This is a genomic window from Hymenobacter baengnokdamensis (assembly GCF_008728635.1).
Lineage (GTDB): Bacteria > Bacteroidota > Bacteroidia > Cytophagales > Hymenobacteraceae > Hymenobacter > Hymenobacter baengnokdamensis.
The window spans coordinates 2,768,949-2,793,275 of record NZ_CP044285.1 but is presented as its reverse complement, the minus strand read 5'-3'; the positions used below and the strand labels follow the sequence as shown (position 1 = coordinate 2,793,275).

23 protein-coding genes are annotated in these 24,327 nt (G+C 59.1%); 8 read left to right on the top strand and 15 right to left on the bottom strand.

From position 1 onward, the window contains the following. Positions 1-299 precede the first annotated feature (299 nt). On the top strand, positions 300-467 hold the full coding sequence (locus tag F6X24_RS11940) for a PIN domain-containing protein (RefSeq protein WP_151088219.1): 168 nt from the start codon (positions 300-302) through the stop codon (positions 465-467). A 25-nt stretch (positions 468-492) separates the two neighbouring features. On the opposite strand, the gene F6X24_RS11935 is transcribed toward F6X24_RS11940, so the two are convergent. Next, positions 493-2,304: an ABC transporter ATP-binding protein gene (locus F6X24_RS11935; protein ID WP_151088218.1), complete on the bottom strand. Its 1,812-nt coding sequence runs from the start codon at positions 2,302-2,304 to the stop codon at positions 493-495. Between the two features lie 174 nt (positions 2,305-2,478). On the opposite strand from F6X24_RS11935, the gene F6X24_RS11930 reads away from it, so the two are divergent. Then, entirely contained in the window at positions 2,479-3,150 is a 672-nt protein-coding gene (locus F6X24_RS11930; protein ID WP_151088217.1) for a porin family protein, read from the top strand. A 318-nt stretch (positions 3,151-3,468) separates the two neighbouring features. Here F6X24_RS11930 and F6X24_RS11925 read toward each other — a convergent pair whose 3' ends face one another. From F6X24_RS11925 to F6X24_RS11910, 4 genes are all read right to left on the bottom strand, one after another. Next, positions 3,469-3,906 (bottom strand): hypothetical protein, encoded by a 438-nt coding sequence (locus F6X24_RS11925; RefSeq protein ID WP_151088216.1) that lies wholly within the window; start codon positions 3,904-3,906, stop codon positions 3,469-3,471. Between the two features lie 81 nt (positions 3,907-3,987). After that, the gene (locus tag F6X24_RS11920) at positions 3,988-4,392 is read right to left on the bottom strand and encodes a hypothetical protein (RefSeq protein ID WP_151088215.1); all 405 of its coding nucleotides are present in this window, start codon (positions 4,390-4,392) and stop codon (positions 3,988-3,990) included. A 409-nt stretch (positions 4,393-4,801) separates the two neighbouring features. Beyond that, positions 4,802-5,395, bottom strand: coding sequence for a hypothetical protein (locus F6X24_RS11915; RefSeq protein ID WP_151088214.1), 594 nt, complete (start codon positions 5,393-5,395; stop codon positions 4,802-4,804). 83 nt (positions 5,396-5,478) lie between these two features. Then, positions 5,479-6,120, bottom strand: a complete 642-nt coding sequence (locus tag F6X24_RS11910; protein ID WP_151088213.1) for a hypothetical protein — start codon at positions 6,118-6,120, stop codon at positions 5,479-5,481. 258 nt (positions 6,121-6,378) lie between these two features. Here F6X24_RS11910 and F6X24_RS11905 point away from each other — a divergent pair, with 258 nt between their 5' ends. Beyond that, positions 6,379-7,815 (top strand): dihydrolipoamide acetyltransferase family protein, encoded by a 1,437-nt coding sequence (locus tag F6X24_RS11905; RefSeq protein WP_151088212.1) that lies wholly within the window; start codon positions 6,379-6,381, stop codon positions 7,813-7,815. Between the two features lie 110 nt (positions 7,816-7,925). Further along, a complete protein-coding gene (locus F6X24_RS11900) occupies positions 7,926-8,141 on the top strand; it encodes a hypothetical protein (protein ID WP_151088211.1) in 216 nt (71 codons plus the stop codon). Positions 8,142-8,153: 12 nt separating this feature from the next. Here the strand turns inward: F6X24_RS11900 and F6X24_RS11895 are convergent, their stop codons facing one another. From F6X24_RS11895 to F6X24_RS18995, 3 genes are all read right to left on the bottom strand, one after another. Next, a complete protein-coding gene (locus F6X24_RS11895) occupies positions 8,154-10,205 on the bottom strand; it encodes a S9 family peptidase (RefSeq protein ID WP_229725067.1) in 2,052 nt (683 codons plus the stop codon). Between the two features lie 290 nt (positions 10,206-10,495). Beyond that, positions 10,496-13,126: a valine--tRNA ligase gene (locus tag F6X24_RS11890; RefSeq protein ID WP_151088209.1), complete on the bottom strand. Its 2,631-nt coding sequence runs from the start codon at positions 13,124-13,126 to the stop codon at positions 10,496-10,498. A gap of 271 nt (positions 13,127-13,397) precedes the next feature. Beyond that, a complete protein-coding gene (locus tag F6X24_RS18995; RefSeq protein ID WP_191906305.1) occupies positions 13,398-13,715 on the bottom strand; it encodes a transposase in 318 nt (105 codons plus the stop codon). A gap of 89 nt (positions 13,716-13,804) precedes the next feature. Between F6X24_RS18995 and F6X24_RS11880 the strand changes: the two genes are divergently transcribed. After that, positions 13,805-14,704: an IS630 family transposase gene (locus F6X24_RS11880; RefSeq protein WP_191906304.1), complete on the top strand. Its 900-nt coding sequence runs from the start codon at positions 13,805-13,807 to the stop codon at positions 14,702-14,704. Positions 14,705-14,747: 43 nt separating this feature from the next. On the opposite strand, the gene F6X24_RS11875 is transcribed toward F6X24_RS11880, so the two are convergent. After that, positions 14,748-15,320, bottom strand: coding sequence for a hypothetical protein (locus F6X24_RS11875; RefSeq protein ID WP_151088206.1), 573 nt, complete (start codon positions 15,318-15,320; stop codon positions 14,748-14,750). 581 nt (positions 15,321-15,901) lie between these two features. Here F6X24_RS11875 and aat point away from each other — a divergent pair. Further along, positions 15,902-16,555 carry a leucyl/phenylalanyl-tRNA--protein transferase gene (gene aat, locus F6X24_RS11870; protein WP_151088205.1) on the top strand — a complete coding sequence of 218 codons (654 nt, stop codon included), beginning with the start codon at positions 15,902-15,904 and terminating at the stop codon, positions 16,553-16,555. A gap of 153 nt (positions 16,556-16,708) precedes the next feature. On the opposite strand, the gene F6X24_RS11865 is transcribed toward aat, so the two are convergent. After that, complete coding sequence (locus F6X24_RS11865) at positions 16,709-17,059, bottom strand: 4Fe-4S binding protein (protein ID WP_151088204.1); 351 nt, start codon at positions 17,057-17,059, stop codon at positions 16,709-16,711. A 226-nt stretch (positions 17,060-17,285) separates the two neighbouring features. On the opposite strand from F6X24_RS11865, the gene F6X24_RS11860 reads away from it, so the two are divergent. Both F6X24_RS11860 and F6X24_RS11855 read left to right on the top strand, forming a co-directional pair. Next, positions 17,286-18,302 carry an acyl-CoA reductase gene (locus F6X24_RS11860; protein ID WP_151088203.1) on the top strand — a complete coding sequence of 339 codons (1,017 nt, stop codon included), beginning with the start codon at positions 17,286-17,288 and terminating at the stop codon, positions 18,300-18,302. A 93-nt stretch (positions 18,303-18,395) separates the two neighbouring features. Beyond that, complete coding sequence (locus F6X24_RS11855; RefSeq protein WP_151088202.1) at positions 18,396-18,701, top strand: hypothetical protein; 306 nt, start codon at positions 18,396-18,398, stop codon at positions 18,699-18,701. A 158-nt stretch (positions 18,702-18,859) separates the two neighbouring features. Here the strand turns inward: F6X24_RS11855 and F6X24_RS11850 are convergent, their stop codons facing one another. From F6X24_RS11850 to F6X24_RS11830, 5 genes are all read right to left on the bottom strand, one after another. Further along, on the bottom strand, positions 18,860-19,729 hold the full coding sequence (locus F6X24_RS11850) for a nucleoside phosphorylase (RefSeq protein ID WP_151088201.1): 870 nt from the start codon (positions 19,727-19,729) through the stop codon (positions 18,860-18,862). 92 nt (positions 19,730-19,821) lie between these two features. Further along, the gene (gene trhO / locus F6X24_RS11845; protein WP_151088200.1) at positions 19,822-20,775 is read right to left on the bottom strand and encodes an oxygen-dependent tRNA uridine(34) hydroxylase TrhO; all 954 of its coding nucleotides are present in this window, start codon (positions 20,773-20,775) and stop codon (positions 19,822-19,824) included. Between the two features lie 105 nt (positions 20,776-20,880). Further along, the gene (locus F6X24_RS11840) at positions 20,881-21,513 is read right to left on the bottom strand and encodes a DapH/DapD/GlmU-related protein (protein WP_151088199.1); all 633 of its coding nucleotides are present in this window, start codon (positions 21,511-21,513) and stop codon (positions 20,881-20,883) included. Between the two features lie 81 nt (positions 21,514-21,594). Next, complete coding sequence (locus F6X24_RS11835; protein WP_151088198.1) at positions 21,595-22,890, bottom strand: hypothetical protein; 1,296 nt, start codon at positions 22,888-22,890, stop codon at positions 21,595-21,597. Next, on the bottom strand, positions 22,887-24,200 hold the full coding sequence (locus F6X24_RS11830; RefSeq protein ID WP_151088197.1) for a DUF2851 family protein: 1,314 nt from the start codon (positions 24,198-24,200) through the stop codon (positions 22,887-22,889). Before F6X24_RS11830 ends, F6X24_RS11835 begins: the two co-directional genes overlap by 4 nt. Positions 24,201-24,327: the final 127 nt, after the last annotated feature.

Sequence of the window (24,327 nt, the reverse complement as noted above, 5' to 3'; positions counted from 1 at the left end):
CACCAGCACGGCAATGGGGGGGTAGTTTATCTAATGCCGCTGCCGACCAGTTGCGCGCACACACCGAGCAAGTCCGGTCGGAATGGGAACGGCCTTCTTAGCTGATACCAATGCGGGCATCGATTTCCTGAATGGCAAACTGCCATCGGCTAACGCCACCTGGTTTCAGCAAGCTATCGAAGAAGGACGGGTATACTTATCCGTGGTGAGCCGGATAGAATTACTTTCTTGGACTGGCAGCCCGACTGACATGCAATTGCTGACCGATTTCATTGAGGCTACCACTGTTTTAGCATTGGATGAGCCAGTTTCAAAAGACCATTCAGCTACGCCAGCAATACAAAGTCAAGCTGCCTGATGCCATTATTGCGGCTACGGCTTTGGTTCACGGCCTGCCAATTCTCACGCGCAACACCCGCGATTTTAAAGCTTTCACTGATTTGGTCGTGCTCAATCCAGTAAGTTAAGTAGCCACCAGCTTATCGCACGAGATTACAACGCCGTATCCAGCACCTCATCGCCATCATCGGCCATTGTCTTGGCTAGCTTCTCGATGTTAAGACTACGGGCCGAAGCATCAAAAATTTCGCGGTAGGTGCCGCGCTTTTCGTACAATTCCAGGTGGGTGCCGCTTTCCACCATCTCGCCTTTTTTCATCACGTAGATGCAGTCGGAATCCACAATCTGGGCGAGGCTGTGGGAGATGATGACCACGGTGCGGCCCTGCTTGATGGCGTCGAGGCTGTTTTTGATTTGCTCGGTGGCGATGGCGTCGAGGCTGGCGGTGGGCTCGTCGAGGAAGATGATGGGCGGGTTTTTGAGAAACAGCCGGGCGATGGCGATGCGCTGCTGCTGGCCGCCCGAGAGCTGCTGCGCGTCGCTGAGGTAACCTTTGGGCAGGTCGAGTATCTGGTCGTGGAGGTAGGCCTGGCGGGCGGCGGCTTCTATCTCGGGCTGGGTGGCGTCGAAGTTGCCGTAGCGGATATTCTCCTCGATAGTGCCTTTGAAAATGTGGTTTTTCTGGAGCACCAGGCCAATTTGCTGGCGCAGGGCGGGCGTGTCGTATTCGCTGAGCGGCTGGCCATCGAGGAATACGCCGCCGTTGTCGGGGCGGTAAAACTCGCAGAGCAGGTTGATAATCGTGCTTTTGCCGGCGCCGCTGAGGCCCACGAGCGCGGTGGTTTTGCCGGCCTCGATGGTCAGGCTCACGTCGTGCAGCGCGGCCGTGCCGCTGGGGTAGGTAAAGTTGACGTGGCGCAGCTCGAAGCGGCCGTAGAGGTGCGCGGGGCGCAGCGGACCGGGGCGCTCGGTCTGGTCATCGGCGTCGAGGATGGCGAAGAAGCCTTCGGCGTAGGTCAGGGCCTCGTTCATCTCGTCGTAGATACGGTGCAGCTGCCGGATGGGCGCCGACACGTTATTGAAGAGCAAGACGTGAAACATGATGGCGCCTATGCTCATCTGGCCAGCCAGCACCAAGTAGGCGGTAAGCACGATGATGGCCACCACGCCAATCTGCTCGAAAAACGACTTGAGGCCGTCGTAGCGAAAGTTGGTTTTGCGCGTGGTGAGCTGGGCGGCTTCCAGCTTGTCCTGCACGGCTAGCTGCTTGTCGCCCTCGTAGGCCTCGCGCACGAAGCTCTTTATCACCACGATGCTGTCGATGATGCTGATGAGGCCGTGGTTTTTCTCCTCGCGCAGGGCGCGCAGGTTGCGGCGGGTGCCGTTGAGGCGGTCGGCCTGCCGGTAGCTCAGCCAGAAGTACACGGGCAGGATGGACGTGGCCACCAGGCCCACCCATTTATTGGCCAGAAACATGACCACCAGCGCCACGATGGCGTTGGCAAAAAGCGGCAGAATGTCGATGAAGAAGTTCTGCACCAGCTTCATCAGGCTTTCTACCCCTCTATCGATGCGGGTCTGGAGCTTGCCGGTTTGGTTGCCGGCTTCGGTGAAAAAGCCCAGCTCGTAGCCCAGAATCTTGGTGACAGCAGCTTCAGCCAGCGCGCCCGACACGCTGATGCGGATTTTTTCGCCGTAGTATTTCTGGCCGAAAGTGATGGCCGTGTTCAGCAGCTCTTTGCCGAGCAAGAGGGCGCTCACCCAGATAAGCATCTGCCAGCCCTGGGCTAGCCCCAGGCCTTTATTGAGCAGGCTCTGCACCGTATCGACGGTGTAGCGCAGCACAAACGGGTTGACCTGAGCGGCCAGCGAGCCCACCAGCGTAAGCAGCAGCGTGCTGACGACCAGGCGGCGATGAGGCCGCACGAAGGGCAGCAGGCGTTGAATGATTTGCCAAAGGCTCATGGAAGACAGCGAGGATTGTGCCGTGACAGAAAGGCTGCTTCGGATGGGGGTAGCAGACCTTTTCGGGTGCGTGCTATACGTAAACTCCGCAATTGGCGCAGTTATTGAAACGCCACTCTCAGGCTCACCCTACCTTTTACAGGGCTTGCTTATAGTTTCAACCCTCTTTTTATTATGTCCAAACTCCTTTCTTTGACGGCGGGGGCAGCGCTAGTAGTGCTTGCGACAGCCCCGACAGCTCACGCCCAAACTATTAGATTCGGCCTTAAGGCTGGCGGTAGTCTTTCCAATCTATCCGGCAATCTTACCAACCAGAGCCAGTACAACAACCGCCTGGGGTTCCAGGCCGGCGCCATGCTCAACTTTGGGCTCGCCAACGACATGTTCTCGATTCAGCCCGAAGTGCTGTATTCCCAGAAAGGATTTAAGTACGCTGACCAGCAATATACTACGGCGCTTGGCACCTATCACAACACGGGGAGCGTGCGCTACGACTACCTCGACGTACCGGTGCTCGTGCGGCTCAAAGTCGGCAGTGTCTTCTTTGAAGCCGGGCCTCAGTACAGCTACCTGATGAACATCTCGACCGACCGCACCCAAACCTTTAATGGCAGCGTAGTCGGGACCGCCGGCTCGGGAACTACCGACCTGAGTAACGTCAACCGCAACGAAATCGGCTACGTAGGCGGCCTGGGCTTCCAATCGACGCAGGGCTTTTTATTGGGCCTGCGCTACAATGGCGCGTTTACGGACTTTGCCAAAGATGGCTACAGCAACAATGATTTCAAAAATGCCCGCAACTCCGTGTTTCAGGCCTACATCGGCTTTCTACTGGGCGGCAAGTAAGCCCTGTGCTTAATTAAAAAAGCCGCTTGTTCATTCGAACAGGCGGCTTTTTTATAGCTACCTCCGATGTCTCGGCTTCCCGAAGCTAGGAGTGAATGGTAGCGCAATCCGGCAACTTTACTCGCCTTAACGACAGCTCACCCAGCCGGGCACAGGCTTAAAATATTCATTTTTCTGCATATTTTAAGCTAGCGTTGGGTTGTCGTCCGCCGCACAGCTTGCCGCACCACAGCCTAAGCATGCATTTTCTTGCTCAAAAAAACCCTGACCTTTTAGGGCCAGGGTTTTTGAAGAATAATAACGAGTGGCCGGAGCGGCTTAGCTATCCGTTTTGGTCTTAATTTTCAGATTGCCATCCTTCTCCTTCACCTTTCCCTCCGGCAACACCTCGCCCCCGCGCTGGCGGCGGTTGGCTTCCAGAGTTTGCATTTGGGTGAATTGTTCGGGAGTAAGAATAGCTTTAAGCTGGTCTTCGTACTTGGTTCGGTTGGCCTGCATCTGGCTGCGCAGCTGGGCACGGTCGGCAGTACCGGCTTGCATCTGGGCGCGCATGGCCATCATTTCCTGGTCGCGGGCGAGTAAAACAGGCTGCACTTTGGCCGACTGGTCGGCACTTAAACCCAGCTGTTTGGTGAGGCCCTGCATTTGGCGGGCCGCCATTTCTTCGGGTGTGCGTTGAGGGCGACCTCCATCCTGGGCCGAAGCGGCAGTGGCCGATAAAGCAAATGCCAGCAGAGGCAACAAAAACTTCTTCATAAAAAATAAGCAGAAAAAAAGGTGAAAAGCCGGAGCCGGGCCGGCACCCTTACAGCTTAGATGCCAGCCCGGCCAGGTAGTTTAACGGCGATACTGGGCCTCCCAGCGGGCGCGCTCCTGAGGTGTTACGCGGTGGCCCTGCTCATACCCGTAGTTGTGACCCTGCTCCCAGCTGCGGCGTTCCTCACGGGTTACCTGGTGGTTGCGGTCGAAGCCGTAATTTTTATTACGGTCGAAATGGTCATTGCCCTGGCGGTTGTCAGCCCGGTCATTGCGGTGCTGTTCGTTGTCGCGCACCTGGCCCTGGGGCATGGCGCGGCGGTCCTGCTGCCCCCGATTATCATCGCGGCGGGCATTATCGTCCCGGTGGCCGGGGTCCTGCTGGAAGCGGCTATCCCGGCCGCGGTCATTAAAAGGAGCAGCAAAAGCGCCGGTGCTCATAAGCAGGGTGGCAGTTGCCAGGGCGGCAAACAGGAAAGATTTCATGACCAAGAGGAAAAGGAAGTAAAAAATAACATGAGCAATCAGGCAGCCGCCGGTAAGCTGGGTCCCAGTGGCTGGCTGCTGAGTACTTGGCAAACGAGCGGCCGGAAATATGGTTGGGTTCATCGGTAGTGGGCCAGCGGGCCTCAACTCCCGACCAACGCCGCGCTTGTCCCGACGGAAAGGTTATTTCAGCCACTACCTGGGCCGCCCAGCTTAAGCTGAATGGCCCGGTGCTACCGGCAAGTGGGGCCAGGTTGCCGCCTGACGGCGCGCAAGCCGAAATAACGGGCTATCTCAGTATTAGCCGCCGCGTTTAGCTTGAGCTCAACGCTGAAATCGATGGAACGCCCCGCTACGGCCAGCGGCACTAGCACGCCTGGCACCTGCGCCAACTGCAAAGCAGCGGCGCTTACCTCCAGCCCCCCCGCGCCCGCGCCTGGCGCAATAGCGCGTAGCGGGCCTGCATCTGCTGGTCGTAGCTTGGGGCCACCATCAGCAGCTCGACCCATGCCTGTTTTACCTGCCCTACCCCAACCAAAACCACTAGCAGCACTACCCCTGCGCCGGGCACTAGGCGGCCAGCTAGCCAACGCGAGCCCACCGGCTGCCACCAGGTACCTACCCATAGCGCCAGCCCGGCAGTAGACAGCAGCAGTACCAGAATAAGCAGGTTAGTGACCCGGCCCAGGAGCGGGTCTACCCAGAACGTTTTCAGAAACACTACCACGATGGTATTAAGAGCTACATAGCTTGCTAGCACAACCAGCCCATCGGCCCGACGCGGACGGGCCGATGGGGCCGGACACAGCCAGGCGCCCAGCTTCAAACAGCCTAGTGCCAGCCCCACCGTACTGGCCAATGTAACGGGCTGGGTTATCAGGCGCAGCACGGCCAGACCTGCCCGAGGTAGTAGCAGCAGCCAGCGCCCGGCCGGCGGGTAAGCGTCCGTTAGCGCGGCCCGGTTCCAGTTGCCAGGCGCACTCAGCGACAGGGTAATGCCCACTACAGCTAACGCGCACCAACCCAGCCACAATGACCAGGCTGCTGGCCGGTGCCGGCGTATCCACCACCCTAGCGCGGCCATAGTTACCGCGCACAGCAGCAAAGCGGGCTCGCTGCTGCCAATGGCCAGCCCCAGGCTGAGCCCGGCCCCCCGGCCCACCGCCGCCGCTGCGGCCCGGGGGGTAGCTCACTCGCTCGCAAGGCTGCCGTTGTGAAGCCTAGCGTAAATACCCAGGCCAGCTGGTAAACGAAGGTGGCACTGTACCAATAAAGAAAAGAAAAGGGCTCCGGCATTGCGTTCAGTCCTAGTGCCGTTAGCAGGAGTGCCAGTAGCCACTCGAGCTGCCGCCTGTCCCTGTCGGCCCCGCTGACGGGGGTTAGCAAGCGCAGCAGCACCCGAAAAAACTGTTGCAGAGCCACTATCTGCGCCAGCATCACTAGTAGTAGTATTGCCCGCAAGCCGGCCAGCACATGGGAACCAGACTCGCCCAGCTTTCCCCAGAAAAGGGGGTTGAGCATCGTGTCGAGGAAAATAGTGACTATTCGCCCCGACCAGGTTTGATACCAATGCCATTGACTAGCAAAGGGCCCCATAGCAGTGGCATTATTGGCTACATCATAATCGTCGAAATACGGATGCGCAAAGAAAGCAAGCCCCATAAATGGTAGCACGGCTAGCAGCAAAAGTATTGACAACAGTAACCAGCGATAATAATAAATTTTCACTATATTATACTTATAAAATCAGCAATACTAGTACTCTCTGCAGGCACATAGCCGGCGAAAACCAGTGCAAAAGTAACCAGGTGCCCGGCTGCCGCCAGGAGTTGCTAACCCCAGTATTTGGCCAGCAGACGGGATGTACCGGGCAATTGAACCCGGCCCGAACCGGCCGCGCTAAACCCGGTTGAGTTTGCGGCTACCTTTGCAGTCATAAACTCCCTCCCACCCCACCCCTCCTTTTAACACCCCCTGCCCCTTTTTATGGCCCGAGTGGAAATGACGATGCCCAAGATGGGCGAATCCATCATGGAAGGCACCGTGCTGAAATGGCTCAAGCAAGTTGGCGATACCATTGAGCAAGACGAGTCGGTACTGGAAGTAGCCACCGACAAGGTCGATACCGAAGTGCCCGCCCTGTACGCCGGCACGCTGGCCGAAATCCTGGTGCAGGAAGGCCAGGTAGTAGCCGTGGGCGCGCCCATTGCCATTGTCGAGACGGATGCAGCCTCGGCCCCTGCCCAAAACACCGACGACCTGGAAGAAGCCAGCGCCAATCCGCCCGTAATCGCGCCCGACCGCGTACCCGCGCTGCCCACCCCGCCGGCCGGCGACGAAAGCGTCCCCTACCTGCCGGGCCCTGGCACGCCCGTAGCGGCTCCCGAGCCCGCCGGCGCCCAGCATCCGGTGCAGGAAGGCCGCTTTTACTCGCCGCTGGTGCTCAGCATTGCCCGCGAGGAAGGCGTGAGCATGGCCGACCTCGAGCGCCTGCCCGGCACCGGCCAGGAAGGCCGCGTAACTAAAAAAGATATTCTCGACTACGTAGCCAACGGCAAGCAGCCGCTGGTACCGGCGGCTCCGGCGCCCGCCGCGCCGGCGGCCCAGCCTGCCCCGGCTGTGCCCAAGGCAGCGCCGCAACCCGCTCCGGCTCCCGCTGCTCCCAAGCCGCAGGCCGCCAGCGCTACGGCCAAGCCCGCGCCGTCGGTATCGGGCAGCCAGGAGCTGGTGGAGATGGACCGCATGCGCAAGATGATTGCGCAGCGAATGGTCGATTCCAAGCGTATTTCGCCGCACGTTACGAGCTTCGTGGAGGCCGATGTAACCGAGCTGGTGAACTGGCGCAACAAGCACAAGGATGCTTATAAGAAGCGCGAAGGCGAAAACCTCACCTTTACGCCCATCTTCATTCAGGCGGTGGCGCGCGCCATTCAGGACTACCCCAACATCAATGTGTCGGTAGATGGCGATTATATAATCAAAAAACGCGATATTAACATCGGGGTGGCGGTCGCGCTGCCGTCGGGCAACCTCATCGTGCCGGTCATTCATAATGCCGACCAGCTTAACCTTAACGGACTGAGCAAGAAGGTGAACGACCTCGCCAACCGCGCCCGCCAGAATAAGCTCAAGCCCGAGGACCTCGAAGGCGGCACGTACACGCTCAGCAATGTGGGCTCGTTTGGCAACGTAATGGGCACGCCCATTATCATGCAGCCGCAGGTGGCCATCATGGCCGTGGGGGCCATCAAGAAAAAGCCCGCCGTTATCGAAACGCCCCAGGGCGACCTAATCGGTATCCGGCACTTTATGTTCCTGAGCCACAGTTACGACCACCGCGTGGTCGATGGCTCGCTCGGGGGCATGTTTGTGCGCAAGGTGGCCGACTACCTCGAGCAGTTTGACCCCAATACGGCAGTATAGCTTAGTGGTCAGAAATCAAAAAAGAACGTCCTGCTCAGCTGGCTCCCCTTGTCGAAGCGGATGCCGGCTGAGCAGGACGTTCTGCGGTAATTACAGCTTACCCAATACGCATGAAAAACATCCTTTTTATCGCCACACTGGCCATTGCGCTGGGCCTTATCCTCTTTCTCTACCAGCGCCTGCTGTCTACTGAGGCCGCCCTCAAAACGGCCGAGCAGCATTTTGCCGCCTGCCAGCAGGTCACGTTTCAACTACAGGCCCAGCTGAGCGCCGACGAAAAAAGCGCGGCGGCCCACTCGACCACCGCGCCTTCGGTACTGCGCTAAGCTTTTCGTTGCTTACATCACCGATTTTTGCCCCAGCAGCATAAAGAGGAAGGCGTACTGCCGGGCTACGTCGTGCAACGCCTTAAAGCGGCCCGATGCCCCGCCGTGGCCGGCATCCATGTCGGTATGCAGTAGTAGCAGGTTGTTATCGGTTTTGGTGGCCCGCAGCTTGGCTACCCATTTAGCGGGCTCGAAATACTGCACCTGCGAGTCGTGCAGGCCCGTAAGCACCAGCATATTGGGATATTTCTGGGGCTTCACGTTGTCGTAGGGCGAGTACGAGAGCATGTAGTCGTAGTACTTTTTATCGGCCGGGTTACCCCACTGGTCGTACTCGCCGGTGGTGAGCGGAATGCTGGCGTCCGACATAGTCGTAACAACATCCACAAACGGCACTTCGGCGATAACGCCTTTATATAGGTCAGGGCGCATATTCACTATTGCGCCCATCAGCAGGCCGCCGGCGCTGCCGCCCTCGGCAAACAGCTTGGCGGGCGACGTGAATTTGTCCTTGACAAGAAACAGCGAGCAGTCGATAAAGTCGGTAAACGAGTTTTTCTTGTGCAGCATGCGGCCATCTTCAAACCACTTGCGGCCCAGCTCCTGCCCACCCCGGATATTGCACAGCGCGTAGGCAAAGCCGCGGTTGAGCAAACTCAGCCGCGCCGAGGAGAAGGTTGGGTCCATGGAAATGCCGTACGAGCCGTAGGCGTATTGCAGCAACGGGCCGGTACCATCCTTTTTGAAGCCTTTTTTGTACACCACCGTCATCGGAATCGTTTTGCCGTCGCGGGCCGTCACGAAGTAGCGCTCCGTCACGTAGTCCTCCTTGTTGAAGCCGCCCAGCACCGGCTGCTCCTTGAGCAGCGTGAGCTTGTGCGTAGCCATGTTGTAGTCGTAGGTAGTGGCCGGCGTGGTAAACGAGGTATAGGTCAGGCGCAGCGTCGGGGTATCAAACTCCGGGTTGGCCCCGATGTAGGTAGTGTACGCCAGCTCACGAAATGGAATAGTGTGGCCCACCTCATCCGAGAAGTTGATGACGCGCATCTCGCGCAGTCCTTCGGCCCGCTCGTTGAGTACCAAGTGGTCTTTAAATAGCTCCATCTGCTCGATGAAAACGTCCTCGCGCTCCGGCACCACGTCTTCCCACTGGCCCTTGCCGGTGTTGGTAAGCGGCGCGGCCATTACCCGGAAGTTGGGAGCCTCCCAGTTGGTGAGGATGTAGAACTGACCGTTGGCATCCTGCACTTCGTAGAGGTGGTCGGGCTCGCGCTTCAGAAATACCTTAAACTCGCCGGCCGGCTTATTGGCCTCCAGATAGCGATACTCCGACGAGAGCGAGCTGTGCAGCGTAATGCCGATGTAGTGGCGCGACTTGCTGCGCTCGATGCCCACGCCAAAGGTGTTATCCTTCTCCTCATACACCAGCACGTCGTGGCCAGGGTCGGTGCCCAGCGTGTGGCGATATACCTGAAAAGGCAGCAGCGTAGTTACGTCCTTTTTGGCGTAAAAAACCGTCTTGTTGTCGGCGGCCCACACGGCCGAGCCGGCCGTATTAGCAATTTTCTCGGGATAGAGCTTGCCGGTTTTCAAGTTTTTGAAGCGCAGCGTATAAAGCCGGCGGCTTACACTGTCGACACCGTAGGCCAGCGTCTGGTTATCGTCGCTCACGGCGTAGCCGCCGATGGCGAAGTACGACTTGCCCTGGCCCATCTCGTTGCCGTTGAGCATCACTTCTTCGGGCCCCTGCGGCGAGCCCTCCTTGCGGCAATAAAGCGGGTACTCGCCGCCGGTTTCGTAGCGGGTGTAGTAATAGTAGCCGTGGTCGCGGTAAGGCACCGAAGCATCCTGCTCCTTAATGCGGCCTTTCATCTCATTGAAAAGCTTTTCTTCCAAGGGCTTAACGCCGGCCATTTGCTGCTCGGTGTAGGCGTTCTCCTTTTTCAGGTAGTCGAGTACCTGGGGATTTTCGCGCTCGTTGAGCCAGTAGTAGTTGTCGGTGCGGGTGCCGTTGGGCGACACCAGCTCCTTGGCTTTAACCGTGGCAATGGGTGGATTAGTCATAGAGGCAGAAGGGGCAGCCTGCGCCTGAACCTCAAGCGCCGTCAGACCAGCCAGGCAGCTAAGGCAGAATGCGTATAGTATTTTCATGGAAAAAAACTTTATTAACTACCTCAAAGAAACGGCATAAATTGTGACTGAGCCCATTATATTTTTCTGCTTCCCTGGGCTGAGTACCGCTTCCCAGGCCCAGAAAGCAGCGGCATATTACTGACCCTCAAAAGAGTGTTGGGGCTGGCACCGAATGTGGTACCAGCCCCAACACTTCTTTAATCCCACCAAATCATTCTCGTTCACAGCGCTTTCAAGGCTTGCTCCAGCGCCGCGATTTTGGCCTCGGCGTCGGCCAGCTTCTGGCGCTCACGCTCCAGCACGTCGGGCTTGGCATTGGCCACAAACTTCTCATTGCCAAGCTTTTTGTTTACCGAGTCGCGGAAGCCGATGGCGTAGCCCAGCTCTTTCTCCACGCGGGCGCGCTCGGCGGCGGCATCCACCTGGCTATCGAGCGGAATAAAGAACTCGCTGCCGCCGAGCACGAAGCTGACCGCACCGGCCGGCGCTTCCTGGGCAAACGATAAGTCGCTGAGGTTGGCCAGCTTGCGCACCAGCGGCGCATAGGCTAGCACGGCGGCCTGGTCGTCGGTTTTCACCGCCAGTGTTAATGGCTTCACCGGACCAAGGTTTTTCTGGTTGCGCACGTTGCGCACGCCGGCCACAATGGCCAGCGCCTTGTCCATCTCAGCCAGCGTGTTGGCGCTGTCGGCGGGGGCGGTCACTTTGGGCCAGTGGGCCACGGTTACGTAGTCTTTAGGGCCGCGCTCGGCCAGCTCGTGCCACAGCTCTTCGGTGATGAAGGGCATGAACGGGTGCAGCAGCTTGAGCAGCGTTTCGAGGAAGCCCACGGTGACGCGCAGCGTTTCGGCATCAATCGGGTGCTGGTAGGCCGGCTTCACCATTTCGAGGTAGAGTGCGCAGAAGTCATCCCAGACCAGTTTATACACGGTCAGCAAGGCATCGCTCATCCGAAACTTGTCGAAATGCTCATCGAGCACCGCTACGGCTTCGGCCAGTCGGGCCTCAAACCAACTCACCGCCTGCGCATTGGCGAAGGGCAAGCTGTTATCCACTTCCCAGCCTTTCACGAGGCGAAAGGCGTTCCAAAGCTTGTTGTTGAAGTTGCGCCCCTGGTCAATCAGCTTCTGGTCGTAAAACAAGTCGTTGCCGGCGGGCGACGAAAACAGCATCCCGGTCCGTACCGCGTCGGCGCCGAAGTCACGGATGAGGTCGAGCGGGTCGGGCGAGTTGCCGAGCTGCTTGCTCATCTTGCGGCCCTGCGCATCGCGCACAATACCCGTGAGGTACACGTTTTTAAACGGCACTTCCTTGCGGTATTCCAGGCCGGCCATTATCATGCGCGCCACCCAGAAAAACAGGATTTCGGGGGCCGTTACGAGGTCGTTGGTCGGGTAGAAGTAGTTGATGTCGGCGTTGTCGGGGTCATCGAAGCCATCGAATACCGAAATCGGCCACAGCCACGACGAAAACCAGGTATCGAGCACGTCCTCATCCTGGCGCAGGTCGCTGGCTTGCAGCCCGTTGTTGCCGCTTTGCTCGCGGGCGAGCTCTACGGCTTCGGTTTCATGCTGGGCCACTACAAACGAGCCATCGGGCAGGTACCAGGCCGGAATGCGCTGGCCCCACCACAGCTGGCGCGAGATGCACCAGTCGCGCACGTTCTCCATCCACACCCGGTACATGTTCTTGAACTTGGGCGGGTGCAGCTTGATGGTGTCGTTTTCCACCACTTCGAGCGCGGGCTTGGCCAGGTGCTCCATTTTCAGAAACCACTGCAAGCTCAGCTTGGGCTCAATCACGGCCCCGGTGCGCTCCGAGGTCTGCACGATGCTGGCGTACTCCTCAACTTTATCGAGCAGACCGGCTTCCTGCAAATCCTTCACGATGTTGCGGCGGGCCGCAAACCGGTCCTGGCCCACGTACAGCTCCGCTTTCTCGTTCAGCGTGCCGTTATCATTCAGAATATCAATAACCGGCAGGTTGTGCTTCAAACCCAGCTCGTAGTCGTTCAGGTCGTGGGCGGGCGTCACTTTCAACGCACCCGTACCGAAGTCTACCGTCACGTACTCATCCTGGATAACCGGAATTTCGCGGCCCAGCAGCGGGATGCGCACGCGCTGCCCGGCCAGGTCCTGGTAGCGCGGGTCGGTGGGGTTCACGGCCACGGCCACGTCGGCCATGATGGTTTCGGGGCGCGAGGTAGCCACCGTGAGGAAGCGGCCGGGCTGGCCCACCACTTCGTACCTGAGGTGGTACATCTTGGCCTGGGTGTCCTTAGCAATTACTTCCTCGTCGGAGATGGCGGTGCCGCCCAGCGGGTCCCAGTTCACCATGCGCACGCCCCGGTATATTAGGCCTTTCCTATATAAGTCTACGAACACGCGCAGCACGGCCTCGGTCAGCTTGGGCTCCATCGTGAAGCGCGTGCGGCTCCAGTCGCAGGAGGCGCCGAGCTGCTTCAATTGCTCCAGGATGATGCCGCCGTACTTCTCCTTCCAGGCCCAGGCGTGGGTCAGAAAATCTTCGCGGCTCAGGTCTTTCTTATTGATACCCTGCTCCTTGAGCATAGCCACTACCTTGGCCTCGGTGGCGATGCTGGCGTGGTCGGTGCCGGGCACCCAGCAGGCTTCCTTGCCCTGCATCCGGGCGCGGCGCACCAGCACGTCCTGGATGGTATTGTTGAGCATGTGGCCCATATGCAGCACGCCCGTCACGTTGGGCGGCGGAATAACCACAGTGTAGGGCTGCTTGCGGGGGTTGGGTTTGGCTTGGAAAAAGCCCTGCTCCTGCCAGCGCTGGTACCATTTGGCTTCAACGTCGGCGGGCGAATAAGTTTTGGCGAGGGACATTAGGTCGGGGGTCTGCTACTAGGTAGCAAAAGTACGGCAAACCGTTAAGGTGCCGCTTTTGCTTTTCAGTACCCTACCAGCTAGTACTGGCGCGAGTTTAGGCGAAGCCGTAACTCGTGCCTTTTTTATGGTGGAGGTTGCACCTCCACTGCCGCGCCAGCGGCAAAGCGGCATCGAAAGACTTGTGCTTACTGCGCAACCGTAGCTTGCTGCGTTGCGGCAGATGAGGTACAACCTCATCCTTATAGTTTGTCACGAGTTACGGCTTTGCCTAAACTCGCGCCAGTTGGGGCGGCAAATCCCCCGGTAAGTCCCGCCACATGCACCCGTTTTTGAGCACGTACAAAATGGCGTTCACGACCTCCACCAGCGGCCACTTGCTGCGCCGGCGCACGACCAACAGCGGTTCCAACTCCTGCCAGTCCCGCGTCGACAAATCCGAACTGTAGCGCTTGCGAGCGACCTTTTCCCCTACTTGTTTCACCAAGCTAAACTCGTCGCGAAGTAAAAAGCGAAAGCCGTTGATTAAACTTGCGGCATGCAGGTTTCCCTCACCGACCCGGAGCGCCAACGGTTGCGTGCGTTGCAAAAGCAACGGCGCGATGACGAGGGCTACGTAAAAGTGACGGTGGTGCTGTTGCTGGACAAGGGCGCTCGGCGGGAAGCATTGCCGACGATTTGGGGCTGGATGATGGCACGGTGTACCGCTACGCCGAGGCCTTTGCCCGGTTGGGCTTGGAGAAGTACCTGGCCCACGAGCAGCGCGGCTACTGGGGGCTGCTGACCAGCACCCAACTCGCCGGCTTGTGCCAGGAGCTGCGCCGGACCCTGTACACCGACTGCCGCCCGTTGCAGGCCTGGCTGACACAGGCCACCGGCGTGCGCTACTCGGTTTCGGGCCTGACGGACCTGCTACACCGGTTGGGCTTTGTGTACAAGCTCACCACGCCCATGCCTTGCGAAGCGGACGCCGACGCGCAGGCCGCTTTTCTGGCCAACCGGTTGCAGCCCCTGCTGGAACGGGCTGCGGCCGGCGACGCCGTGGTGTATTTTGCCGACGCGGCCCACCCCACCCACAACACCCGCTGCACCCGGGCCTGGACCGAAAAAGGCGCACAGCGGCCCCTGCCTACGGTCAGCGGACGCGAACGGGTGAATCTGAACGCGGCCCTCAACGCGCACTGCCCTACGCAGGTGTACGTGCACGAAACGGCCTGCGTCAACGCCCAGAGCACAAAAGCCTTATACGAACAGCTGCTGGCCGCCCATCCCAGCCAACCGATTTACGTGGTCTGCGACAACGCCCGCTACTACAAAAACCAGGAACTGACCCAGTGGCTGGCCGATAAGCCCCTGGTGCAGGTCTTTCTGCCGCCCTATTCGCCCAACCTGAACCTGATTGAGCGCCTGTGGAAGTTCCTGCGCCAGAAAATCATCAACGCCACCTTTTACCGCACCAAGGGCCACTTCCGACAAGCCGTGCTCGGCTTCTTCTCCCGACTCAACGAGTTCGGCCAAGAACTCGCGTCCTTACTTACCCTCAACTTTCACCTCCTGGATTCGCAACCCACTTCGTGACGGGTATAAATTAACTCAAACAGCTTCTTAGTGAAGGTAGCAGTTATGGCTTTTTCCATTGGATAGAGTGTACAATTTGCATAAACAGTTCTCTATTATTCTTATTAATGCTTTCAGAATGGCTTAACCCTGTCCATAATAGAGAAGCAAGCTGTTTATCCCTTTTATAAAAAGCAAAAATCTCCTCTAGCTTCATATTAAACTCTTTATTTCTACAGTTCAATTCAACAATTTTCAATTCACCTTCCTGTGTTACAAAGTTTTTCGAACTAAGTATTCTTATTTGGTCTTGCCCTGCACCCATATTTGTAAGCAGTGCTTTTTCTAGTTTTGAGAAGGAGATTGTACCATTACGCTGTGCTATTTCAATTATAACAGTTTCACGTAGTACTGTATCCTTGGAGTGTGTATTAAGGAATAGATACTTCTTATCCTTGTTGGATGACTGTAAACCTTGCGCTGCAAAATTTAGATATTCCCAAGTGCTCGGAATCTGAACGGTAAGCGCTCCTAAATCGTGGCTATTATAAAGGTTAACCCCATTTGCTTGACTATTCTTGTCTTTAGCGCATCCACTTGCAAAATAAAAAATTAATACATTTAAATACTTATACATATTATTCATATTTATTTCGCCTTGATTAATAGGATAGGCGACCCGCGCAAGTTAGACGCAAAATATTCCTGATGTCCCTCGCTTTCCCCACCCACCGCCGCGCGACGACCTTGACGGCCTGCTGCTCGGCGGCCAGCCCATCGTCAAATAATTACGAAGCCCAACAAACTTTTAGCAGGAGATTCACCCAAGATTTAATAACTCACGTACATTTGCCTTACAAAACAAAGGCCGCACCTCGCGGCACGGCCTTTGCAACCTAGTGCAGCAAGTGAGCTACCGCCGTGGCGGCAGTCCCACCAACTACTAGCCCGACGAGCCACTTGACTAGCTCGGCAGGCATCCGGAGTCTGACTTTAAAATCAAACTCCGGTCTCGCGTTTTCCTTCATGATTTCGGTGAAGTAAAGGGTTGTCCAATAACCCCGCACTTCTGAAGCCCCGGCCGCGTCCACGGTTCGGGGCTTCGTCTTTCAACCGAAAGTCGGTGTAGGTCGCGGGGCATAACCCCACGCGAGTGCGGCAAAGGTAGCCGGGCTAGCCCCGCAGCGCGAACTTTACCGGCAGCCAGCTAGCTCGCCCATGCCCCTCACCTTCCCGCCACCCACCGCCGCACGCGACGACCTCGACGGCCTGCTGCTGCTCGGCGGCCAGGCCAGCGCCGAAAACCTGGTGGCGGCGTATGCGCAGGGCATTTTTCCGTGGCCGGTGGAGGGCTGGCCGCTGGCCTGGTTTTGCCCGCCGCGCCGGGGCATTTTGCGGCTGGCTAGCCTGCACGTGGGCCGCAGCCTGGCGCGGGCGCAGCGGCAGTCGCCGTGGCGCATCAGCTTCGACGAAGCATTTGGGCAGGTGATGCGGGCCTGCCAGGCCCAGCCGCGCCCCGGCCAGGCTGGCACCTGGATAACACCGCAGCTGGTGCGCGGCTACGAAGCGCTGCACGCCGCCGGCCACGCCCACAGCGTGGAGGTGTGGGAGGGCGACGAGCTGGTGGGCGGCCTCTACGGCGTGGCCGTGCGGGGCGTGTTTGCGGGCGAAAGTATGTTTCACCACCGGCCCAATGCCTCGAAGCTGGCGGTGCTGGCGCTGGCCGGGCACCTAAGGGCGCGCGGGGCCAGCTTCGTTGATATTCAGCAACTGACGCCGCACATGCTGGCGCTGGGCGCGGAGGAAGTGTCGCGGGAAGAATTCCTGATGCTGCTTAAGGCAGAGCAGGGAGCAGGGCGGCAGTTGTTCTAAGCTGGAAATAACCAAAGAACGTCAGGCTGAGCTTGTCGAAACATCTCTACCGCGCCGCTAGGCTCGTTCGGTAGAGATGCTTCGACAAGCTCAGCCTGACGTTCTTTTTTATTACAGTTCAGTCAAACGCGGACTCGCAGAGTCCACGCTACTTTACGCGGCCTTGTGCAGCCACTGCTGCTTCTGAGTGAGGCGCTCGCGGCTTTCGCGGTGGTCGGGGTCATCGACGCAGCAGTCGACGGGGCATACGGCGGCGCACTGCGGCTCCTCGTGGAAGCCTACGCACTCGGTGCATTTGTCGGTTACGATGTAGTAGTACTCGTTCGACACCGGCTTTTGGGGGTCGGTGCCGCCGGCCAGCTTGCCGTCGATGGTCTGGACTTCTTTCAGGGTGGTGCCATCGGCCCAGCGCCACTGGGCGCCGCCCTCGTAGATGGCCGTGTTGGGGCATTCCGGTTCGCAGGCACCGCAGTTGATGCACTCGTCGGTTATCATGATGGCCATTGCCGTCGTCTCCTTATGCTAGTGAGTAATTTTGCTTGGTCAAAGCTGCCCGGCTGTACGTAAAAGCGCCGGGCCAGGCTGGTTTGAACCCTCAAAGGTACATTTTCAATGTGGCAAATAGCAAGAATGTGAAAATACGGGAAATGGCAAATGAGCTAAATACCCCCTCCAGGCCGCCGGCTTTTTCTACATCTTCCACATTTTCACATTCTTCTCATTTTATTTAATGCTGAATCACACTGCCCGCCTTGCGGCCTTCGCGGCGCTGGGCCGCCGCCTCGCTACTCTTTCCGAGGACGAAATACTGGGCCTGGCCGACCGCGCCCGCAATCAGAATGCCTGGTTCGACCTGCCCAACGTGCGCACCGCTCTCGGTGGCGTGGCCCACCTGCTCGAAGAGCCCACGCTTACGCGCTGGGCCGGCCGCTACCCCGCCGAGCCCGCCACGCCGCGCAAAGTAGGCGTGGTGATGGCCGGCAACATTCCGCTGGTGGGCTTTCACGACCTGTTGTGCGTGCTGCTCAGCGGCCACACGCTGCTGGCCAAGCTCAGTAAGGACGATACCGTACTCATGCGGTGGATTATCAAGGAGCTGACTGAGATTGAGCCCGCCTTTGCCGAGCGCATTCAGGTAGTGGAGCGGCTCAACGCGGCCGATGCCTTTATTGCCACTGGCTCGGACAACACGGCGCGCTACTTCGAGTTTTATTTCAAGAGCCGGCCGCACATTATCCGGCGCAACCGCACGAGCCTGGCCATCATTACAGGTCACGAAACGGCCGACGAGCTGGCCGCGCTGGGCCCCGATGTGGTGCAATACTACGGCCTGGGCTGCCGCAACGTGAGCAAGCTCTACGTGCCCGAGGGCTACGACTTCGTGCCCCTGCTCGATGCCTGGCAGCCCTGGCACCGGGTGCTCAACCACCACAAGTACCAGAACAACTACGACTACAACAAGAGCATTATGCTCGTAAACGCCGTGCCGCATTTCGACAACGGCTTTTTGCTGCTCACCGAGAGTGCGGCGCTCGTGTCGCCCATCTCGGTGCTGCATTACAGCTATTACACCCAGGAAATCGACCTGCTCGACCAGCTTACTGATGTGGCGGCCCAGACGCAGGCCCTCGTGTCGGCGGGCGGGCGCTATCCGGGCTCGGTACCCTTTGGCCAGGCGCAGTTTCCGGGCGTGGCCGACTACGCCGATGGCATCGACACGATGGAATTTTTAGCGGCCGAATTATAAACCGAACTGGCTTAAACTTGGTACAATAACGGCGCCGCTACCTGGGTAGCTAGGCCCTCCGCTCTTTTACTCACCTCCCGCTATTATTGCCTTATGTTTTCCCCCATTACCGACCAGCCCGTTGAAACGGTTGAAAAAGAAGCGCTCCCATCGCTGCACTTTGGACCTGAAGATGTCTTGACTGATAAGGCCGCGCGTGAGCGCCGCCGCGTCGATGCCGAACGCGCCTGCGTGCTGGGCAACGCGCACCACGGCAAGCTGGATATTTTCTTTCGAACCGCCGATGGCCAAACCAAGCGCGTCCAAACCGCCGTGTGGGGCGCTCACACCGAGTATCTTAGCCTGAAAGCCGGCATCACACTACCGCTGCGGGCCGTGCTCGGGTTCGATTTTTATTAAGTCTGAACCGTGGATTTATCGGATTCGTCGGATTACTCGGATTTTGTGGACGTAAGAAAGGCCACCCAATTGGGTGGCCTTTTCAGCTAAAGCAAACAAATAAGAATTGTCCACAAAATCCGAATAATCCGACGAATCCGATAAATCCGCGGTTCAGACTACACTAAAGCCAGCGTGCGGGCAATCATGCGGTCCATGATATCGCCGGCATTTTTGGCAAACTCGCCGGTGGCGCGGTTAGCTACGATAGCGTTGAGGCTGAGCACCTCGTGGCCCAGCAGCTGGCCCAGGGCGTAGTAGCCGGCGGTTTCCATCTCGAAGTTGCTGAGGCGGAAATCACCCTCCGGGCTTTGGTGGCGGAAGCCCTGCAGGCGCGCCATGTAGTCGGGCTGGCGCAGGTCGAGGCGCAGGCGCCGGCCCTGCGGGCCATAAAAGCCGGGGCAGGTCACGGTGTTGCCGACGAGCAGGTCGGCGGCCAGCTGCTCGCGCAGCAGGTCGGAGCCGCGCACCACGTAGGGCGCGAAAGGCAACGCCAGGCTTTGCTGCAAGTCTTTGGCTACCTGGGTTTCGAGGCCGGTTTCCATCAGCGGATAAAACTGCATCAGCGTATCGAGGCCCACGGCGTGCTGCGTAGCCAGCATAGCCCCCACCGGCACCTCGGCCTGCAGGCTGCCGCTGGTGCCCAGCCGGATAATGCGCAGGCTCAGGCGCTCCTCCACGGGCCGCACCGTGCGCGAGAGAAAGTCGATATTGACGAGCGCATCCAGCTCATTCATCACAATATCTATATTATCGGTACCCATACCGGTACTCAGCACCGTCAGGCGCTTGCCCCGGTAGTAGCCGACGTGGGTTACAAACTCGCGGTGCGTACCCTCAAACTCGATGGAGTCGAAATGCCGGCTTACCTGGGCCACCCGCGCCGGGTCGCCCACGGTCAGAATGGTATCGGAAATATGGTCGGGCAGCAGATTGAGGTGATAAATCGTGCCGTCAGGATTCAGAATAAGCTCGGACTCGGGAATCATGTTTTTAATTAAAAAATTAAAGAATTAAAAATTAAAAATGAGCAAAAAAGCTACTGCAATTCGGGAAAGAAACAGCCGCAATTTTTAATTTTTCATTTCTGATTTTTAATTCTAAAAGAGGCCAGCCCCTGCGCGGGGGTGTAGTGGTTGCTGAGTTTGGGATACGTGCCGGTGCCGTCGTAGGGGCGCTTGTCGGGGTGCTCGGCGCAGGCTTCGGAGCAGGCGCCTTCGAGCAGCGTGCCGCAGCTTTCGCAAAGCGGCAGGTGGGCGTTGCAGTGCGGATTAGCGCAGTTGATGAGGCGGGGCGAGGGCTGCTGGCAGTGGTGGCAGCGGGCGATAATGCTGGGGTTCACGCGGTTGACATCCACCGCCACGCGGTTATCAAACACGTAACACTGGCCCTCAAAGTCCTCCCCGCCCGCCTCAATGCCGTATTTGATAATGCCGCCGTGCAGCTGGTACACGTTTTCAAAGCCCTGCTCGAGCAGAAAAGCGGTGGCTTTCTCACACTTCACGCCGCCGGTGCAGTAGGTCAGGATTTTCTTGTCCTGAAACTCGCGCAGGCGCTCGACGCGCTCAGGGAAGTCGCGGAAATTCTCGATATCCAGCGTCACGGCATTTTTGAAGCGGCCGAGGTTATACTCGTAGTCCGAGCGCACATCTACCACTACCACGTCGTCGCGGTCTTTCAGCGCCTTAAACTCCTGGGGGCTCAGATGCTGGCCGGTTTTTTCATAGGGCCGCACGTGGTGCAGGCTGCTGTGCACGATTTCGGGCTTCACCCGAACATGCAGCTTTTGAAATGTATGCCCGGCCGCCTCATCAACCTTAAATTCCAGCGCGGCAAAGCGCGGGTCGGCTTTCACGGCGGCCATGTAGGCGGCGCAGCTTTCGCGCGTACCCGACACGGTGCCATTCAGCCCTTCGGCGGCCACGATGATGCGCCCGCGCAAATCCAGCGCCAGGCACAGCCGATGATGCTCGTCGCGAAACTGCTCGGGGTCGGCGAGCGGGGTATAGCAATAATAAAGAAGGACCTGATACATGTTTTAATTGAAAATTATGAATTAAAAATTATGAATTGGTGCCTGGGTAACCTTGCCCACTCGTAACGAACAGCAATTTTTAATTCATAATTTTTAATTTTTAATTTAAACCTTAACCGCCGGGTTGCCGAATACCGTTTGGCCAGCGGGCACGTCGGCCACTACCACCGAGCCGGCGCCTACGCGGGCCTTGTCGCCCACTTTTACGCCGGCCACCAGCACGGCTCCCGCGCCCACAAACGCATTGCTGCCCACGCTGGCTCCTACCCCAATCTGGGCGCCGCTACCAAGCTGGGCATAGTCGCCCACGGCAGCGCTGCCTTCGACCACGGCGTTGGGGCCAATGAGCACGCCTTCACCAATCTTGGCAGTGGCCGCGATTACGGCATTGGGACCCACATAATTACCATGCCCCAGCTCGGCGTGTATCGACACGCTGGCCCGCTGATGGATGCTGTTTACGGGCACCACCTCATACTCATCGCGCAGCATCTTGGTGAGGCTGCGGCGGCTGGCCGCGTCTTCGGTAGCTACGAACACTTCGCACTTTTTGCCCAGCAGCTTCAGCAGCTCGCCGTCGTCGGTGTTGCCCATTACGGGCACGTCGAGCAGTTCGGTGTTGTGCAGCTTGGGGTCATCATCGAGCAGACAGTAAACTACTACATCGTTTGACAAAAAAGCATCCAAAGCGGCCGTTCCCACGGCCTGAGCGCCGAGAATGATAACAGGGTTTTCCATAAGCAGGCAAAGGTACGACCGGGACAAAGTAAGCCGAAAGGATTGTACCGAAGTCGTTGCCGCGTGGGCCAGTTTAAGGGCTCACTCTGCCAGGCCTGCTTTGCTGAGCAGAGCGCGGGCGTAGTCATTTTGCAGCAGCAGCAGCAGCAGCCAGGGCAGCAGTACGGCCCGGTAGCGGTGCAGGGTGCCCAGGTTGGGAGTGCTCAGGCCGATAAAGGCGGCCAGCAGCAGGCAGTACCCCACCAGCACTACTACTAAGGCAACCGGCAGCCGGCCGACCCGCCCATTCCAGCCGGCGGCAAAGGTGAGGAGCAGCAAGGCCACCAGCGCTACGTTTTCCAGGGCCGCCAGCAGGTACAGCGGCCGCGCCGATTCGCCGAGCCAGGGCCGCACCAGCACCTGCACCACGGCCTGCGGCGCATGGCGCAACAGGCCCAGGGGCGTGGGTTGCCAATCGGCGTACACAAGGTGCGGCCGGCCCTGCGAGGTTAGCAGGCCGTGCTGATAGTTTTTATTTACTTCCAGGCTGAAATAGCTTGGCTCCAGGTAGCGGCCGCCCACCAGCATGGCGGTGCCGCCACCGGCGGCAATGAGTAGCAACACGGTGCCAGCCTGCGCCGGCCACCGGCTATTCAGCCAGCCGCGCCCCGTAGCCAGCTGCACCAGCGCCAGGGCCACCAGCCCGCCAAATAGCGGCAGGGCAAAGAAGTAGCGCATCCGGAACAGCACCCACGCGAGCAGCCCACCCAGTACCACGCTGCCGGCCAGCCGCCAGCCGGGCACCGGCCGGCGGCCATACACGCCCGCCAGCACCAGGGCGGCGAGGCCAGCGCTGGCACCGACGAGCACCGTTTCCTTGTTGAGACCAGCCGACCACCACAGCACCGAAGGCCACAGCAGCCAGGCCACCAAGCCAGCCCCGCGGGGCGTAGTCGGAAATACCTGACTCAGTACCCGGACCAGCTCCCAGCAGGCTATATAGCAAAAAACACTTAGATACAGCGAATTAAGCCATAAGGCTCCGCCCGAGGCCAGATTCAGTAAGCCCAACAGCTTACTAAAGAAGAGCGTATTCGACATGCTGTGTGTGGTCATCACTTCTCCGTGCGCGTGCACGGTCAGGCTTTGCCAGCGCTCAAAGGCCGCTGCCGGGTTGGCCCAGAAATCCGTCGTCAGCCCTTGGGCCCAGTAGCTTACTCCGCGCGCATCGGGCCCCGGCCAGTAGCCGGCAATAGCCGTCAGCCCCAGGCGCAGAGCCAGGGTAAGTAGCAGCCAGCGCCGGAGCCGGGGGGTAGCAGCGCGGAACTCGCGCCGCAGCCACCAGCCGGCGGCGGCCAGCAGCAGCCCGTTCAGGAGCAGCGCAGTAAGCAGCTTCATCGGTTGATAAGCGACTTGGCCCCGCCCCCAAGCAGCCGCCCGCCAATGGCGCAGTGCAGGCAGCGACGCGGCTGGCAATAGCCTTTATGCATAGCCAGCAGGCCCTGCGAGTCGGCCGCGGTGCGGTGCTCGAAGCCGAGGTCCTGGTAAAGGTCGGTGTACTGATTGTGCTCGGCGGGCAGCTCACTCAGCAGGGCTACGCTGCTTTCGACCAGCGCGGGCTGACCCACCTGGCGGGCGTAGGCCACCCGCAGGGGCACCACCACGTTGGTAATGAGCAGGGCAATGCTGCTTTTGCCCAGGCCCGGCACCTTGCCCGGCCGGCCGGGCCGAAAATGCGCCTGCCAGTAGGCCGGAGCGGGCGCACTTCCAAAAAACTCGGTGAGAGCGGCTACGCTGCCGGCCGTAAGCAGCGCATCGAACAGGGCCGGGCGGCGGTGCAGCAACCCCACCAGCTGCCCCAGCCGCACGGCCGGAAAGTTGGCGGGCCGTAATCTCAAATAATTCCACTCGTGGGCAGCCAACGCGCTGGGGGCCAAGCTATACTTATGACGCAGAAACTCGTACTCCAGCCGCAAGTCGGCCAGGTAGTCGTCGCCGGCGGTTGCCTCGTCTTCTACTAAAAAGCCGGCCTGCCCGAATAGCAGCGCCTCCAGCTGCCGGGCATCGTGGCGGTGCCGGCGCACTACCGGCAGCGGCACGGCCTTGGCCAGGCGGGCTAGCGGCTCGCTGTTTTTCTGGAAGCCAAAAGCCGCCATCAGGGCATGGTAGGCGGTGGCTTCCCAGTCGTGCCCCAGGTGCGCGTGCAGCTCGGCCAGCATATCGGCTTTTTGCTCTATTCTTTCCAGTAAAGCCCGCTCGGTCATCATGGTGCGCACCAGCTGCGGCACCTGGGGCAGTAGCGGGGCGCAGGGCAACGGGGCAGCAGCGGGGGCCTGTACCAGCGCTTCGTAGCGGCCCAGCAGGTCGGGAGCCAGGCGCGGAGCCAAGGCCAGCGCCGGAATGAGGCTGCCATTGGTGCGGTAGATGTCGGCGTCGGCGGTGTGCACTACGTGCAGTACCACCTGGTCGTACTTGGCATCGGTCTGGTGGCGGTGGCGCTGCCAGTCGGAGGCCCGCAGGTGAATCTCCACGGCGCCGTTCCACTCCACCTCGCCCAGGCGCAGGCGCGCATTCAGAAAGTCGGGGCCGGCATCGGCGTTGCGCTGGCCGGGGCGCAGCACCTGAATTTCCTCGCCGGCCGTGGTGCGCAGGTCAGCTTTATCGAAGTACTGGTGCTGCCAGACGTAGTGCAGGAAATCTTCGCGCATAGCGGGCTAAACATAAGAACCGCCTGTCATTGCGAGCAGAGCGAAGCAATCGCACCAGAACGAGCCGTTCGGGTTTGTTCTGGTGCGATTGCTTCGCAAGCTCGCAATGACAGACGGTTTTTCCAGC